Origin of the sequence: Aquirufa sp. (assembly GCF_044239315.1) — a bacterium.
Classification (GTDB): Bacteria; Bacteroidota; Bacteroidia; order Cytophagales; family Spirosomataceae; genus Aquirufa.
In genome coordinates this window covers 21,566-38,144 of the sequence record NZ_JBIIBQ010000007.1, presented here as the reverse complement: position 1 = coordinate 38,144, position 16,579 = coordinate 21,566, and the positions used below count along the sequence as shown (strand labels likewise).

The following is a 16,579-nucleotide window of genomic DNA, read 5'->3' as shown; positions in this document are numbered from 1 at the left end:
TATTTACCCCATTTTAAATTGCCTCTACGGGTTACAGTGATATTAGGATGGCCTGTCATTATATTTAGGAATTGGCAGGCAAAACTGAAATAGTTTTTGAATTAGTAGTAGCCAATTTAAATCAACATTGGTAATTTTATACACTTATCAACAAACAAACTATAAATGAATAAACTATTGGTGATTGGTGCGGGCGGCCAACTTGGATCCGAGCTCACCAAAGCCTTAGTCAATACACACGGTAGCGATGCGGTCATTGCAACAGATTTTCAGGAAAGTGTAAAATCTAAATTTGCCTATTGCCGCTTTAAAACCCTTGATGTATTAGACAAAGACGCTATCGCGAATTTGATACAAGAAGAAAAGATTACGCAGGTCTATCATTTAGCTGCGATTCTTTCCGCTAATGGGGAGAAAAATCCCGTTCAGGCCTGGGATATTAATATGCAAGGCTTATTAAATGTATTGGATTTAGCGAAAGAAATGAAGCTAGATAAAGTCTTTTGGCCTAGTTCTATTGCTGTTTTTGGTCCAAATTCCCCTAAATCAAACACCCCGCAAGACGCCTTTAAAAATCCCACCACGGTGTATGGCATTTCTAAACTAGCCGGCGAACATTGGTGTGAATATTATTTCAATACCTACGGTGTAGACGTGAGAAGTCTACGTTTTCCAGGACTGATAGGCTATAAATCATTGCCCGGTGGTGGCACAACCGATTATGCTGTCGATATTTATTACAAAGCCGTAAACAAGGAACCATTTACCTGCTTCCTGAAAGAGGACACAGCCCTTCCCATGATGTACATGGAGGATGCTGTTCAAGCTACCTTACAATTAATGGCTGCTCCGGCTTCTAACATCCAAATCAGAACTAGCTATAATCTAGCAGGAATGAGTTTTTCGCCTAAAGAAATAGCAGAAAGCATTCGTTCTCACTATCCCGAATTTAGCCTTACTTACGCACCAGATTTCAGACAAAAAATTGCTGATTCGTGGCCTTCAAGTATCAATGATGACTGTGCTCGAAACGACTGGGGATGGAAAGCGCTATATGATCTTCCAAAAATGACCACAGAAATTTTAACTAAATTACCTCAAAATTTAAAGTAAACGAGCCATGTACAATCAATATAAATCATTCATCACGAAAGAGATTGAGTCTATCAAAGAGGCTGGACTATATAAAAAAGAGCGCGTCATCACCTCACCTCAAGCGGCAGAAATTACGATTCAAGGCGGCGAAAAAGTGTATAATTTTTGTGCGAATAACTACCTGGGGCTCTCTTCACATCCAGCGGTCATTCAGGCGGCAAAAGAGGCGATTGATACGCATGGTTTTGGCTTATCTTCTGTTCGCTTTATTTGTGGAACACAGGATATTCATAAAACACTAGAGCAGAAGATTTCCACCTTTTTAGGTACCGAAGATACGATCCTATATGCTGCGGCTTTTGATGCAAACGGGGGCGTTTTTGAGCCTTTGTTAGGGGAAAAAGATGCCATTATTTCTGATGCGTTGAACCACGCCTCCATCATTGATGGGATCCGATTGTGTAAATCGATGCGCTATCGTTATGAGCACAATTCGATGGACGATTTAGAGGCTAAATTAAAGCAAGCGATTGCGGATGGGGCAGTCCAAAAAATGATTGTCACAGACAGCGTTTTTTCTATGGATGGCACCATTGCACAATTAGATAAAATCGTGGCTTTAGCTGAAAAGTATGAAGCCTTAATAATGATCGACGAGTGTCACTCCTCTGGCTTTATGGGAAAAACGGGACGTGGCGTGCACGAACTAAAAGGGGTAATGGGCAAAATTGATATCATTACCGGTACCTTAGGAAAAGCCTTAGGCGGTGCGTCAGGCGGATTTACCTCCGGACGCAAGGAAATCATCGACTTGTTAAGACAGCGATCTAGACCTTATTTGTTTTCAAATACATTAGCTCCATCCATTACTGGTGCATCGATTGCTGTATTTGATATCTTATCAAAAACAACCGAATTGCGCGATAAGCTGGAGGAAAATACGGCGTATTTCCGGGAGCGAATTGTTGCTGCTGGTTTCGATGTAAAACCAGGTGAACACCCGATTGTCCCTATCATGTTATATGATGCGGTTATCTCCCAAAAAATGGCGGAAAAACTCTTAGAAAAAGGAATTTACGTGATTGGATTTTATTATCCGGTAGTGGCCAAAGGCCAAGCCAGAATACGCGTCCAAATCTCAGCTGCCCATACCCGGGAACAATTAGATCACGCGATAGCTGCCTTTACGGAGGTAGGAAAAGAACTAGGAGTAATTGCCTAACCAATTTTCAAAAGGGCTGACATTTCAGCCCTTTTTTGTGTTCAATTTACCGTAAAGCGCAGCTAAATTATGTTTCTGTGCAACCAAAGCACTGCCTTGAATACTCGCTTTTTTAGCGTCCCACAAAGAGGGGATGGAGAACTTCCCGCGCGATAAAGAATACATCCACGTTAAATCGATGAAGTTAAGGAAGAGGTTTACTCTATAGAAGGTAGAGGCTTTTTCTATTTGGAACCCTAATTTATGGAGCGTCCTATCATTGAAAAAATACGACGTACCCACAATCGTAACTGACTCCGGAATCTGCTTATTTTCAATTTGTGAAATTAGCTGAAGTAATCCTTCCAAATGGTACGCGAGCAGCCTATTTCTTAATTCAACACCTGGCTTAATTTTCCGCAAAACAAATAAATGGTCAAAGCCCGTCCCACTATGTAAATCTATTTGCTTTTCATTCGCCATATAGCCTAAAAGAATGGGGGAATAATACGTATAGCCGCCCGTCAAAGTAAACAAAGGGGTATATAAAAATTGGCTAATCGGAACGTATAAAACAAAGGCTAAATAGTAGAGCGGTTGATCATAGCCTATTTCGATGATCAAAACAGCCAGAAAAAAACCAGCCAAAAGAAATAAGATGGATTCGATCCAGACTAAGGCTTTGGACTGGTTATAAAAGTCATTCATTCCATTACTTATTATTCCAGCCATCGATAATCCCGGCTTTAATTTGATCGTAATTAGAAATTAAAAAAGTTACTAAAATAATCCATAGGATTACCTTCCAATTGTTTTTTACTAATGTCTTTAAGTCATTGATAAATTGATTCATATCCGTGATTTTAATGGTGAAATTAAACTCATAGGGTTTTGTGCCAGCCACTATAGAGTACTCGGACAAATCTGTTTTCAAAGCCTCTCCTATCACCTTCAATGAATGAAGACTTGGTTTAACTTCATTGTTCTCAATTCGTTGAATTGTTCTGAGCGTTAGACCGGTCTGTTCAGAAAGTTGCTTTTGAGAATAATTAAAACTTGTTCTAATTTCTTTAACTCTGGCACCAAAATCCATTTGCAAATATGATCGTTACTTTTTACTAATAAATGACAGCAATGCGTCATTTAGGCGACATTTAAAATACTGACTTAATTACATCTCTAAAAATCAAGAATAGAAATACGAGAACACCCACAATAACTTCATTTCGATACTTTTTCAAAAATTCATTCATAAAATTATAATTATACTATTCGTTTTCTTCCCAACAATAAATAAACAATCCCTGCTATTGCCCCTAAGAATCCCATAAAAACAAAGGCGATAGTCCACATGATTTTCTCGTTTTTATCGATTCTTATAGAGCGCCATACTTCTGTTAAAGCAGATACAACAAAGACCCCATTCGACACCACTGACACTATCAAAAGTTCTTCCGCACCAGGTAAATGTAATATCTTCATGAACGCCCCTACCAGCGACAGAACTAAGCTGATGAAAAAGCTCCATGATACAATTTTTCCTAGATTCATTATGCGTTTTTTGGTTTGATTGTCAAATAAAAGGATAAGCCCTTACAAAACCAATAATCATATTATTTATCTTGTCCATCTAAACCTCTGAAAACTATGAAAAAGCTATTGTTTGCCCTTCTAACCGGTCTAGCATTCTCCACCATCGCGCAAGATGGAACAATTTATCCGCTTGAAGCGCCTAAAGAACCTAATGCCATTCCTCTAAATACTGGGTCTGTAAAGGATCAGCCGGCGCCAGAAACGTGGTTCAAACAATGGGGGGACCCTATGGCTAGAAACATTTCGAAGGCAACCTTAACGCCCTTTTTCCCTGAAAAAGGGAAGGCTAATGGGGCCGTTGTCATTGTAGCTCCGGGTGGAGGATATCGTTGGCTTTCGATGGGGAATGAGGGCTGGGAAGTAGCTGAGGCGCTTGCCAAAAAGGGTATCACCGCCTTCGTTCTAAAATACCGACTATTTCCCACAGCTGAAAAGCTAGAAGATTTTACCGCTTGGATGAACCGCCCACGTCCGGCTCCGGCTCCGGCGCCTGCACCAGGTTCGGCTTCACAAAAAACGGATGAGGCTCCTAAAAATACGAATCCTATGGCCCAAATGGATTTATCGAATCAGCTTGAAGATGCAGAAGCAGCCTACGCCATGATTGTTAAAAATGCTACAACATGGGGCATTGATACGAAGCGAATCGGAATGATTGGATTTTCTGCCGGAGCAGGATTGACTATGCATGCTACGCTTAATTCTAAAACCATGAAACTTGCGTTTATTGGCCCCATTTATGGAGGCATGGGCCCCGTGAAAGTTCCAGCAGATGCCCCGCCCATGTTTAATGTGATTGCCTCTGATGACTTTTTGTTCAACTCCCAGTTTGGGGTGATTGACTCATGGTTCAAAGCGAAAAGACCGGTAGAGTTTCACTTATACCAAAACGGTGGACACGGCTTTGGACTTGGTAATCCGAATCGCACGAGCAATAAATGGTTTGATGCGTTTATACACTGGTTAGAGGTGAATAAGTTTATGTAGAACAGAAAAAGGTAGCAGATCATAAATCCCACTAAACCTAAAAGCAATTGTTATTACTTGTTACCCCCCCGAGTGTTTAGATCTAATCGAAACAAACTCTTGATGGGAAATAAATTCCCCATGCGGTTTAAGGTCGCTAATCAATTGATTCAATCTTTCAAAAAGCACTGATTGGCCCCCCTTTATGGTATATTTAGGCAATCCAAAGGATTGAATATCAACAAATTCCCAAGGATGAAAATACAAACTTAGAAAGCCTTCTTTTTTCAAGGAATGTATTGCGAGATTTAGATATAAAGAATAAGGAAAGTTTTTAAAACTAAGCCAAAAAAGAGGGATTCGACAAAACGTGCTAACCGAAGCAGGTACCCTACAAAGCCCTTCCTCCAGGTAAGGATTTCGGGGTAGATGTAAGTTATTATACCTTCCTGGAATCCAAGTAGGGTGAATAGACGCATCATAGCCATACCCGGCGTTAATGATATCTGCGACCGGAACTTGCTTCATACGGGGCATTCTTAAACCCACCACTTCCTTCTCAATAATTTCAGATAATCGTTCACGCGAACGTCTCAAGTCCGCCGTGGTATAAGAGGAATGATAAAATGTATGAGAGGCGATCTCGTGTTTCAGTGATAATTGCTTGATGGTTTCAGGGTACTGATTCGCAAAATTTGCTGTAGTAAATAACGTTGCTTGGATGTTAGCTTCTAACAAGGTAGGCATTATTTTATCTAAGCCTAATTTGCCCACTTGCATTTGTTGTTCAGGCGAAATAGAATAACCATACTCTAATGGCATGTCGAATTCTTCTACATCAAAGCTCAATAAGATTTTAGGAATCATAAATTAGATCCTTTGATAATATAGTGTGGCCTACTTTTACTTTGGGTAAATAATTTACTCAAGTAAACCCCAATAATACCCAAAATCATCAGGTTTAATCCACCAAAAAAAACAATCGCCGCAATCACAGATGCCCACCCTGGCACTTGGGAGCCTGTATAAAAAGCATGGATAATATAGGGTATAGATAAGGTCGACAACAAAGAGAAAATCATCCCGAGGTAGGCGGCAAAATATAAAGGTTTCGTACTAAAAGAAGTAAATCCTTTTAGCCCAAAGCTGATCATCTTTTTAATCGAATACTTGGTCTCCCCGCTAAGCCTTTGCTCAGGTTGGTACGCTAAACTAATCTGTTTAAAACCAATCCATTTTACTAGGCCTCGATAGAATAAATCATACTCATTAAATGCTCTTAAATAATCGATTGCTTTGCCACTAATTAATCGAAAATCTGCAGAACCTTGTTCTAATGTTATATCGGATAATTGGTTAAGAAATTGATAAAAAAGATTAGATGCCTTCCTCTTTAAAAACCCTGCAGTTTCATTTTCAATACGTATCGTCCGAACAATATCATAGCCTTGTTCGTATTTATTTAGAAGCTCATTTAGTAAGCTGGGGGGGTGTTGTAAGTCACAATCCATCATAACAACCACATCCGCATGTGTAGAGTCTAGTCCTGCTTTGATGGCATTTTGATGGCCAAAATTCCGAGAAAGTTCAATGTACTTTACTTTAGAATCTTCGTTAGCCAATTCTTTTATTCTGGAAAGCGTATCATCTGTACTTCCGTCATCCACAAATAAAATCGTGTACCTATAATTTGTGGCCCTTAGCACCTGCAAAATTGCATCATAAATGGGACGAATATTCCCCTCCTCGTTATGAGCTGGCAAAATGATTTCAAGCTTCGTTTGCATGTGGGCTCTTTTTTTCAAAGTTAGAAACAAGCAATTGGTAGGTAATGATCAACCACGCCAAAAAACAAGGCAATGCTTTTAAAGAATATCGGATGACATATTCAAGGCGTATATATCTAGGGAAAATATCAGTAGGAGATAAAACCGTAAATACTAAAACAAATAACAGTAAAAAATACATCCACTTGCTATGCGTAGGCGCGTACAAAACATACCAAATAGCAAACCCTACTACGGCAATGACATACGTAGGGGATTCTGCGGAGGTGCTAAAAATAACTACTCCTATTAAGCCTTGTGCTAGATAACTTAATTGAAAAGAAACTTCAGGCCATTTTGAAATTCTCACTAAAGGCAAAAGCATTAAAAGGCCTGCAGGAAGAATAAAAAACAAATTAGATAAATCATGCATTCCGCTAACTCTTCTTACGAATCCCATGGCAGAAATGTCAGTCATTCCAATATTTTGGTAGGAAGAAATGTTTTGTAGGTTTTTTTCCATCAAAACATGGTACCAATCAACATACGACTTTAACACAAATTCGGGACTTGAAATAAGCATGGGTAAACAAAAAAATACGGCTCCCCATAAGAATAAATAGGCTATTAATTTCTTGGGCTTTTTTGTGAAAAAGATAAATAAAATACCCACAATCCCGTATAATTTAATCAAGGTTCCAGCCACGATTAACATCGCTGCCAGGCCTAATTTTTCCTCCTTGATAAACACATAGGTTAAAATAACCCAGCTGCAAAGCATAGGGTTGAATTGTACATTTTGAATCGAAGTCAATGTTTCAATTAAACTAATTAACAGAATGACGTTTTTGGCCCAAGACGTGAGAGGTAATTTCTGAATTGCATAAAATAAGATCCATGCGTTTGCCATTGCCCAAAAAGTGACCCCCATATAAGTAGGAAGCAAGGCAAAAGGGGCAATTAAAATACTGAAAAATGGCCCGTAGTGATTTTTATCAGAATATTCTGTTGGGTATAATTGATAAAGGTGTTGCTCATGAACAGAATGCCAAAATACATTTTTGAATATCAAATAATTATTGATGTGCAATTCCCCTCGGCTAATTAATACAAGGACTGCAATGAGGGGTGCTATGAACCATAGAATGGTCACAAAATTTGGCTTTCTACCAAAATCAAAAATATTTTTTCCTGATTCCTGCATATGACAAAGGACAAAGGTATTATTAATATTAATTTAGATTGATTATTTAGCGAAATTTCATGATAAATAATCCTTATATAAACCATGAACAAAGAAAACATTATCACTTATTATTTCGACAATGATGGAGATATTCCGAACAATATTCTCCCGGTAATTATTTACAAAAATGCCCTTCAATACTTAACAGATAAAAATTTAGAATCTACATTTTCACAAAATGGATGGACAAATAATTGGCACGACATCATATTAACTGAGGACCATTTTCATAGCAACACGCATGAAGTTTTGGGTCTAAAAAGTGGGCAATCGCGCTTAATGCTAGGCGGAATAAAAGGTGAAATTGTCAACGTGGAACAGGGGGATGTGATCATCTTACCCGCCGGAGTAGGGCATTTTTCGGTAGACAATTCCGGGGATTATCAATTTGTGGGAGGCTATCCGAATGGCGCAGATTGGAACTTAAAGTTCAGTTTGAAAAAGGAAAATAGCCCATCTATTTTAGCAGAAATCGCGAATATTCCACTTCCAGAGAAAGATCCGATTTTTGGAGATAATGGTCCGCTATTTGAGTTTTGGCATTAAAAGAAATAGTACAAAGTGGGTCATTTAATGCCTTTAACCAGCGCATTCAAGGTAGAATAAATGATATCCATCGTTTCTGGCCCTATACTCATCCCTGTCAAATATTTACTGTGAGGAATATTCTTACTTGAATCAAAAAAGCTTGGTTTAACGATATAACCTAATGCGTCCTGTGATAAACCTAGGACAAATTTAGGACCCTTGTTGTTCATCAATTTCTTTGTGGCAAGACTTAGTGCTGGACTAGTTTCACCAGGATGAGTAGCAAAATAAGCATCGCCGATACTAAAAACAGCTATCTCCGAACTCACCTTTTTTCCGAAGTTTCTTTTAATGATCCCCGATTTGGACAACATTTGAAACCCTGGATTCGCTAATGGGAAGTCCACTTTAGCAGAAGCAAAGCTTAAGTTTTTGCTCGTGTTCTTGCCTTTAGGCAATTCGAAAACATATTTGCCTAATGACGTTCCATAATACTTTGCTTGATCGTAGGTATGAGGAACGCCTTCTGGTTGAACCCATCCCCCTATTGCGCCTTGCAGGAACATATTCACCCCACCTTGTGCCGCATCTAAATAGGTGTAATATCCCCAAACATAATCCGAACTTGCCGCCGTGCTAGTGTCGTCCATGATCGTAGGATGGCAGGCAAAATTAGTCAGCGTAGCGATATTCTTTCCATTCAGGTCGCTGAACTTAATGACGCTTACCGACCTATCCAGCTCACCAGGCTCTGAAATATTCTTTACCCAATCCTCGCCAAAAGAACCGTTTCCATAGGATATAGTTGCCGGCTTTTTGGCATTAAAAGCTTCCTTGATAGCTTCTACAGCCCTATTAACAATGAGCTTCATATGTTTATCCACAACGCCAGAATGCGCTAAATCTTTACCCCAAATCCCCACCACATCCGGGCCAGAATGGGTATGTGTGGAGGACATAACAATGTGCTCAGGATCAATTGAAGGTAGTTCGGATTTAATTCTAGCTCGGATTTCTTGTAATTGAGGATACAATAATCCGATGCAATCGAAGGTAAGTAGAGTGATATTGTTTTTGCTATTACTTAGCACCAAAGCTTTGACATAAAGATTGTCGTGTACGTCAACAAATGGACGATTAGGTTTGCCTCCTGCTAGGTATAAAGAATCCTTTTCAGGATTGATAGTTCTTATGGCAGCGCCAGCAAAAAAATCATGGGCAGAAGCTGATAAGTGTGATATAAGTAATATCAATAAAAGCACTGATCTGTTTTTCATATAAGGATCATATTTGAAGTATAATTTTAGCGAAAAAATTCCTGCCAATAAACCATTTTTCAAACTTTTTAAACTAATTTAAAATTCCAAACCTATTAAAAATGAAAACTAATCTCCATAAATTCATATGGCTGTTTGTGTCTTTGCTGGCTATTCAAGCTCCCAGCTTTGGCCAGAACAAACAGCTAGAGAAGGGGTTTAAATCCATTTTTAACGGAACATCCTTGCAGGGATGGGACGGCGATCCTGCCTACTGGCGGGTAGAAAATGGGAGTATCATTGGCGAAATCACGCCTCAAACCATACTAAAACGTAATACATTTTTAATTTATCGGGATGCCCAACCCGCTGACTTTGAGCTAAAAGCCGAGTTTAAAATTTCAAAAGGGGGCAATACAGGCATTAATTATCGTTCGGAGGAATTGCTACCCGATTTGCCATTTGCGCTAAAGGGATATCAAGCTGATATCGATGGCGAAATCAGATATACGGGCCAAAACTATGAAGAAAGGGGTCGAACAACCTTGGCTTATCGAGGGGAAATTGTATCTGTGAATGAACAAACAGACCCGGCGATGAAAACAAATTTGCGTGCGTTTTCGCAAAATAACGCTTGGTTGCCCCGCACAGTTACCGGCTCTTTAGGCAATAAAGATTCGTTGAAAACTAGTATTAAATCCGAAGATTGGAATGAAGTACACTTAGTTATCAAAGGCAAGCGTTTGCAACATTTTGTGAACGGTATTTTGATGAGTGACGTGACAGATTTAGATCAAGTAAATGGTAAAACCTCTGGCTGGCTAGGTGTGCAAGTACACGTAGGGCCACCCATGAAAGTAGAGTTTAAAAATATTCGTATCAAAAATTTAAAATAACAATGAACGCAATCCGTAAGTATTTAATCGCCAGTGTCGTGTTGCTTAGCCTTGGGAGTTTAGGCTTTAACCGCTTGTTTAAAATTGAGCCTGCCCGCGTAGAAGGAACTAATCCAAAATTGGATAAAATTCGATTACAGCCGGGGTTTAAACTCGAACATTTACTTAGCCCATCAGATGAAAACATCGGATCATGGGTATCCATGACATTTGATGATAAGGGCAGAATGATTTGCTCAGATCAATATGGCGGTTTGTATCGCTTAACGATTCCTGCGGCAGGAGCAGCAAGTGTGAAACCACAAATTGAGAAATTAAAATTTGGCAAAGGCGTGGATACGTTGGGTATCGGAAACGCGCACGGTATGCTTTACGCATTCAACAGTTTGTATGTGATGGTTAATGCGCGCGTAACTAAACCGGGGGCGGTTCGTGGCCCTGGTTCTAGCTTTACTCCCAGAGGTAGTGGTTTGTATCGCGTACAAGATTTAGATGGGGATGATCAATTTGACAAAATCACTTTGATGAAAGAATTTGTAGGCGAAGGCGAGCATGGTCCGCACAGCATTATTCTATCGCCTGATAAAAAATCGATTTATTTAATTTCCGGGAATCATACCGATGTCCCTCCAATGGACGCCTATCGCTTGCCTAAAAATTGGCAAGAAGACAATATTTTTCCTTTGATCAAAGATCCACGTGGGCATGCAAACGATCGTTATGCACCAGGTGGTTGGATTGCAAACATTGATCCAGAAGGAAAGAAATGGGAATTAATCAGTGCGGGGTATCGGAATGCATTTGATATTGCCTTTAATGAAACAGGGGATTTATTCGTCTATGATGCGGATATGGAGTGGGATTTTGGTTTACCTTGGTACAGACCTACGCGTATTTGCCATGTAACCAGTGGTAGTGAGTATGGCTGGAGAACGGGTAATAGTAAATGGTCCACCACCTACCCCGATAACCTGCCCCCGGTGTTAAATATTGGTCAAGGATCGCCTACCAGTTTATTGTCTTTACGGGATGCTAAATTCCCCGCTAAATACAAGAAATCCCTATTGGCTTTCGACTGGACATTTGGCATCGGACACATCATTAAATTAAAGCCTTCGGGTTCTACGTTTTTGGCTGATCGGGAAGAGTTATTTTCAGGCATTCCTTTGCCTTTAACTGACGGGGTGATTGGCCCAGATGGCAACTTGTATTTCTTGACAGGTGGTCGTCGCCTTGAATCTGATTTATATCGCATAACCTACGTGGGACCGGAGGAAACATCCGCTAAAACAATTGTGGGTACACCTAATCCATTAAATGAATTACGCCGCAAAATAGAGCAATTCCATCAAGGTCCTAATCCTGCTGCTGTGGCCATGGCCTGGCCATATTTAAAACACCCAGACCGTTTTATTCGGTATGCAGCACGCATGGCCTTAGAGCACCAGCCTGTTGCCGAGTGGAAAGATAAAGCCCTCTCAGAAAAAGATCCGATTGCCGCAACTCAAGCTCTTATCGGCCTGATTCGTCAAAGCAAGCCCGAGTTTAAATCAGGAATTTACACCGCTTTATTAGCGATTGATAACAAAGCATTGACGGAGTCTCAAACACTAGATGTGTTGCGCGCCTATGAATTAGCAATGTTGCGTTTGGGTATGCCTGATGCATCAATGGCCTCTAAAATTATTGCGAAGTTTGATGCCAAATATCCTTCAAATCGCATGAATATGGATCGAGCATTAAGTCGCCTACTCATTCCATTAGAAGCGCCTAAAGTAATAGAGCGGACCTTAAAAATAATGGAAACGAAGGATACGGCTAGCGCAACGGCATACCGGGTGGAATCTGCTACTTCATCCGCGGACTTAATTATGCGTAACCCGCAATACGGAACGGATATTGCGAAGATGTTGGAGAAAATTCCGCCAGCCCAACAAACCTATATGGCAACGATGTTATCCGCCGCTAAAAATAATTGGACTCCCGAATTACACGAGCGTTATTTCAAGTGGTTTAAAAATTCATTCCAATTTTCTGGTGGGCGCAGTTACGTAGGGTTCATTGATCGGGCACGAAAATTAGCCTTGAAGAATGTAGCTGAGAATAAGCGGACTTACTATGATAAATTAGGCGGCGCTGATTTATTATCTGCGAATGGGAATGATGTGATGAATGTCGATAGCCCGAAAGGTCCAGGTAAGCAATGGAAATTAGAGGAAGCGGTAGCTTTATTTGACGCTCCATTAACAGACCGTGATTTCAAAAACGGAAAATCGATGTATGCTGCAACCACCTGTGTTCGTTGCCATGCAATTGGAAGCGAAGGCGGCGGAAACGTAGGACCAGATCTAACGAATTTAGGTACGCGATTCTCGAAAAAAGATATGTTAGAGGCCATCATCAATCCAAACAAAACCGTTTCGGATCAATATGCCGCGACACAATTTATGCTGCGCAATGGCACTTCGGTGATAGGCCGATTAACCAATCAGGATAAAATGGCCTATTACGTTTCTCAAAATCCTTATGCGCCGGATCAGGTGGAGAAGATTTTGAAGAAAAATGTCATTTCGTTGAAATACTCCCCGGTTTCAAGTATGTTACCCGGTTTAATAAATAGTCTAAACGCCGAAGAATTAAAGGACTTAATGGCCTATTTAATGGCGGGTGGCAGTGAGAGTAATGCTGTATTTAAAAAGAAGTAAGCGCAATAAACATGTCACATTGGACCGGTAAAATAGCGAATCACAGGCAATTAGGAGGCATCGAAACGTCCGTTTTAGATAATGGGGCAGGTCGAGGTGTTCGAATTGCCTGGTTTGATACCGGAACCGGTTTCCGTTATAAAGTGGTGCTTGATCGTGCCATGGACATTGCGGAGGCGTTTTATAACCAACATAGCCTGGCTTGGATCAGCCCGGCGGGTATCACAGCCCCTCAGCCTATGTCGAATCATGGGATTGATTGGCTACGAACTTTTGGTGGTGGCCTACTGGCTACCTGTGGACTTGATCATGTGGGTGGTCCAGAAGCTGACGAAACGGGGGACCGAGGAGTTCATGGTCAAATAGGAAATTTGTCAGCTGAAATCGTATCCATCGTTCAACCTGATTTACGTATTGGCTCGCTGGATATGTCGATTACGGGGATTATACGCCAACATAAAATTTTTGGGCCCTGTCTCACGCTTAAACGTACCATTTCAGGTAGATTGGGCGAAGCGGCTTTACAAATCCATGACGAGATAAGTAACGAAGGAAATACCGCTGCGCCGCTGATGCTTTTGTATCATTTTAATTTTGGTTGGCCATTGGTAGATGAAGGCACGGATATTATCTGGAAGGGGACGCACCGCGTCGCTTCAGATCCTCAACTACTAGGCGTAAAGGACATCAAAAAGTGCCCGCCACCACTCGAAATTCATCAAGGAAGCGGAGAGTCTGTCATTTACATTGATCCAGAGGCTGATGCAGAGCATAAAGTTCATTGCGGACTTTGGAACAAAGAAAGAGAGCTAGGCCTGCGCATCACATTTGATAAGCGTGAATTACCTTGTTTGACGAACTGGCACCATTTTGCTGAACATGAATATGTCACAGGAATTGAACCTGGCACGAACCCGCCCATTGGCCAAAAAGCCGCTCGAGAATCAAACACATTAACGAGTCTGGCGCCTGGGGAGAAAAAAGAGATAACATTAACGCTGACTATTTTAGCACCGAATTTACCTAAGTCAAAAGAGGATATAGATTTTTTACAACATTTAACACCATGACAAATGAGCAATAATGCAGCTAAAGCGCTTGCGCAAGGAAAAGGTATTTTACGTTTAGCGCCCACTTGGGTTCCCAGGTCTTTTTGCGTGCCTGGTAGAAGAATAAAATTACATCCAGATGATTATTATGTGCTCGGTGGTGTTCGAGGTGGAATTGATGAGCGCTGGTTATCTTCTACGACTCCGGCTAAAAACGGTCCATTGACTGGAGAAAACGAAGGCTTAAGTGCCGTTGTTTATTCCGAAGGGGGGAAAGAAGAGCAGATTCTGTTGATCGATGTCATCGAAGAATTGAAAGGCGAAATCATTGGTGATCGTTTATGGAATGAATACAAATCGTGGCCGATGTATTCGAAGTTTTTTGATAACATGGGGCCATTGCCGCACCACATTCACCACAATGATGAGCATGCGGCTAAAATAGGCCAATTGGGGAAGCCGGAGGCCTATTATTTCCCGCCGCAATTAAATAATCATGGTGGGGATTTCCCGTATACGTTCTTTGGCATTGCTCCTGGAACGACGAAGGAACAAATCAAAGAGTGTTTGATGAACTTCACGAAAGGGGATAACAAAATTACGATGTATTCTCAGGCGTTTCCGTTGATTCCTGGGACGGGTTGGGATGTTCCTCCGGGGATGTTGCACGCACCGGGCAGTATGTGTACCTATGAGCCACAAAAAGCATCCGATGTTTTTGCGATGTATCAGTCGCTGGTTAATGAAGCCGTAATTCCAGAGGAGTTATTGTGGAATGGTACTCCCAAAGAGGAAATAGGAAATTATGATCAATTGATGGAGGTCATCGATTGGGAGTTAAATACGAACCCGAATTTATTAGAAACGCGCTTTATGCAACCGATTCCTGTGCGGGATGAGGCCGAAATGGCGGCAGAAGGATACTCCGAAAAATGGGTATGCTACCGATCAGATGCGTTCAGCGCGAAGGAATTAACAGTATTCCCAGGCCAAACTGTTACCATTACCGATGCCGCCGCCTATGGTTTAATCATGATGCAAGGACATGGTAAAATGGGCGTTTGGAATATCGAGACCCCGGCCATGATTCGGTACGGACAATTGACTAACGATGAATTTTTTGTCACTGAGGCTACTGCAAAAGCCGGTGTTGAAATCACGAATTACTCGTCTACGGACCCGATTGTTATGTTGAAACATTTTGGCCCAGCTAACCCAGATTTAAAATTATAACCTATTTCAAACATGAATACGTATCCTAAATTACACAATGCAACTTGGCCAGGAATTGTAGGCAAAGGCCCCGATTCTGAGCCCGTTATTTCACTTGATAAAATGCTTGCCATGACAGCCGCCGCCGAAGTTAATGGCGTTAAGTTTGATGGCGTGGATATTGGTTTGCTGCCTCCTCACTTTGATATTGAAAGTGGGAAAGATGGCGCCAAAGCCCTAGCAGATAAAGTGGCCGCTCATGGCTTAGAAATTGGGAGTTTAGTCGCTCCTATTTGGGCAGGTAATGCGATGGGGGATAAAGATGCCCGCGATACCTTTGTGGATATGGTGCGCAAAACGTGTGAAATAGGTGCGGAATTGCGCCATTTAGGCATTCGTCCTAATGGCATTGTCCGGATAGATTCGGCTGCGGGAGTAGCAGATTGGGCCAAAGACCCGAAAGGAAATTCTAAGTTAATTGTGGATACATTCCAAAGAGCCTGCGACGTCGCCGCTGATTTCGGTGAAAAATTAGCTGCTGAAGGAGAAATTTGTTGGGGAGGCATGCACTCTTGGCGCAATATGATTCAGACCTTAGAGTCCGTAGATCGTCCTAACATTGGATTCCAAGCGGACATGTCCCATACCTTACTCTACACGATGGGATATAATTGCCCTGATGACCGCATTTTACCCGTAGATTATAACTGGGAAAATCGCGAGATTTTGAAAGCTTCGTTGAAAGAATTGACTGCTGCTTTGCGCCCTTGGACAATCGATTTTCACGTAGCTCAAAATGATGGAACCGTGCATGGCACAGGAAGTCATGATAAGACGGGCCGTCACTGCCAAGCGACGGATCCGAATGGCAAATTGAACATTGCTGAAGATGCTGGTTTCTGGTTAAGAGATGCAGATGGACAATTAACCAAAGCGTTCAAGCATATTTGTTGGGACGGCTGCATGTTCAGCAACTCCGTAATGGAGCAACAGCAGACCTGGAATGATATTTTAGCGGCCATGATCGACGTGCGTAAGGCACATGGTTGGTCATAATAAACCTATA

Annotated in this window: 16 protein-coding genes; 9 read left to right on the top strand and 7 right to left on the bottom strand. The window is 41.2% G+C overall.

Annotated elements, in window-relative coordinates:
• The first annotated feature begins 165 nt into the window (after window positions 1–165).
• Both ACILP5_RS03840 and kbl read left to right on the top strand, forming a co-directional pair.
• A complete protein-coding gene (locus tag ACILP5_RS03840) occupies window positions 166–1,113 on the top strand; it encodes an NAD-dependent epimerase/dehydratase family protein (protein WP_395617340.1) in 948 nt (315 codons plus the stop codon).
• Window positions 1,114–1,120: 7 nt separating this feature from the next.
• On the top strand, window positions 1,121–2,317 hold the full coding sequence (kbl, locus tag ACILP5_RS03835; protein WP_395617339.1) for a glycine C-acetyltransferase: 1,197 nt from the start codon (window positions 1,121–1,123) through the stop codon (window positions 2,315–2,317).
• A 24-nt stretch (window positions 2,318–2,341) separates the two neighbouring features.
• Here the strand turns inward: kbl and ACILP5_RS03830 are convergent, their stop codons facing one another.
• The 3 genes from ACILP5_RS03830 to ACILP5_RS03820 form a co-directional block, all read right to left on the bottom strand.
• On the bottom strand, window positions 2,342–3,028 hold the full coding sequence (locus ACILP5_RS03830) for a hypothetical protein (RefSeq protein ID WP_395617338.1): 687 nt from the start codon (window positions 3,026–3,028) through the stop codon (window positions 2,342–2,344).
• Window positions 3,009–3,389 carry a helix-turn-helix domain-containing protein gene (locus ACILP5_RS03825; RefSeq protein ID WP_395617337.1) on the bottom strand — a complete coding sequence of 127 codons (381 nt, stop codon included), beginning with the start codon at window positions 3,387–3,389 and terminating at the stop codon, window positions 3,009–3,011. Before ACILP5_RS03825 ends, ACILP5_RS03830 begins: the two co-directional genes overlap by 20 nt.
• Window positions 3,390–3,559: 170 nt before the next feature.
• A complete protein-coding gene (locus ACILP5_RS03820) occupies window positions 3,560–3,847 on the bottom strand; it encodes a hypothetical protein (RefSeq protein WP_395617336.1) in 288 nt (95 codons plus the stop codon).
• 96 nt (window positions 3,848–3,943) lie between these two features.
• Here ACILP5_RS03820 and ACILP5_RS03815 point away from each other — a divergent pair, with 96 nt between their 5' ends.
• On the top strand, window positions 3,944–4,876 hold the full coding sequence (locus tag ACILP5_RS03815) for an alpha/beta hydrolase (RefSeq protein WP_395617335.1): 933 nt from the start codon (window positions 3,944–3,946) through the stop codon (window positions 4,874–4,876).
• 60 nt (window positions 4,877–4,936) lie between these two features.
• On the opposite strand, the gene ACILP5_RS03810 is transcribed toward ACILP5_RS03815, so the two are convergent.
• Genes ACILP5_RS03810 through ACILP5_RS03800 form a run of 3 tightly spaced genes read right to left on the bottom strand, consistent with a single transcriptional unit; the run spans window position 4,937 to window position 7,825 of the window.
• The gene (locus ACILP5_RS03810; protein ID WP_395617334.1) at window positions 4,937–5,722 is read right to left on the bottom strand and encodes a polysaccharide deacetylase family protein; all 786 of its coding nucleotides are present in this window, start codon (window positions 5,720–5,722) and stop codon (window positions 4,937–4,939) included.
• Window positions 5,719–6,642 (bottom strand): glycosyltransferase family 2 protein, encoded by a 924-nt coding sequence (locus ACILP5_RS03805; RefSeq protein WP_395617333.1) that lies wholly within the window; start codon window positions 6,640–6,642, stop codon window positions 5,719–5,721. Before ACILP5_RS03805 ends, ACILP5_RS03810 begins: the two co-directional genes overlap by 4 nt.
• The gene (locus ACILP5_RS03800; RefSeq protein ID WP_395617332.1) at window positions 6,626–7,825 is read right to left on the bottom strand and encodes a glycosyltransferase family 87 protein; all 1,200 of its coding nucleotides are present in this window, start codon (window positions 7,823–7,825) and stop codon (window positions 6,626–6,628) included. Before ACILP5_RS03800 ends, ACILP5_RS03805 begins: the two co-directional genes overlap by 17 nt.
• 84 nt (window positions 7,826–7,909) lie before the next feature.
• Here ACILP5_RS03800 and ACILP5_RS03795 point away from each other — a divergent pair, with 84 nt between their 5' ends.
• Window positions 7,910–8,413, top strand: a complete 504-nt coding sequence (locus ACILP5_RS03795; RefSeq protein ID WP_395617331.1) for a cupin — start codon at window positions 7,910–7,912, stop codon at window positions 8,411–8,413.
• Window positions 8,414–8,433: 20 nt separating this feature from the next.
• On the opposite strand, the gene ACILP5_RS03790 is transcribed toward ACILP5_RS03795, so the two are convergent.
• The gene (locus ACILP5_RS03790; protein WP_395617330.1) at window positions 8,434–9,672 is read right to left on the bottom strand and encodes a neutral/alkaline non-lysosomal ceramidase N-terminal domain-containing protein; all 1,239 of its coding nucleotides are present in this window, start codon (window positions 9,670–9,672) and stop codon (window positions 8,434–8,436) included.
• Between the two features lie 101 nt (window positions 9,673–9,773).
• Between ACILP5_RS03790 and ACILP5_RS03785 the strand changes: the two genes are divergently transcribed.
• From ACILP5_RS03785 to ACILP5_RS03765, 5 genes are read left to right on the top strand one after another with little or no spacing between them, the layout of a single operon-like run.
• A complete protein-coding gene (locus ACILP5_RS03785) occupies window positions 9,774–10,547 on the top strand; it encodes a DUF1080 domain-containing protein (RefSeq protein WP_395617329.1) in 774 nt (257 codons plus the stop codon).
• Between the two features lie 2 nt (window positions 10,548–10,549).
• Window positions 10,550–13,252: a c-type cytochrome gene (locus tag ACILP5_RS03780; protein WP_395617328.1), complete on the top strand. Its 2,703-nt coding sequence runs from the start codon at window positions 10,550–10,552 to the stop codon at window positions 13,250–13,252.
• An 11-nt stretch (window positions 13,253–13,263) separates the two neighbouring features.
• Complete coding sequence (locus ACILP5_RS03775; RefSeq protein WP_395617327.1) at window positions 13,264–14,322, top strand: aldose 1-epimerase family protein; 1,059 nt, start codon at window positions 13,264–13,266, stop codon at window positions 14,320–14,322.
• Window positions 14,323–14,325: 3 nt separating this feature from the next.
• A complete protein-coding gene (locus tag ACILP5_RS03770; protein ID WP_395617326.1) occupies window positions 14,326–15,534 on the top strand; it encodes a class I mannose-6-phosphate isomerase in 1,209 nt (402 codons plus the stop codon).
• A 12-nt stretch (window positions 15,535–15,546) separates the two neighbouring features.
• Window positions 15,547–16,569, top strand: coding sequence for a sugar phosphate isomerase/epimerase family protein (locus ACILP5_RS03765; protein ID WP_395617325.1), 1,023 nt, complete (start codon window positions 15,547–15,549; stop codon window positions 16,567–16,569).
• Window positions 16,570–16,579 lie beyond the last annotated feature (10 nt).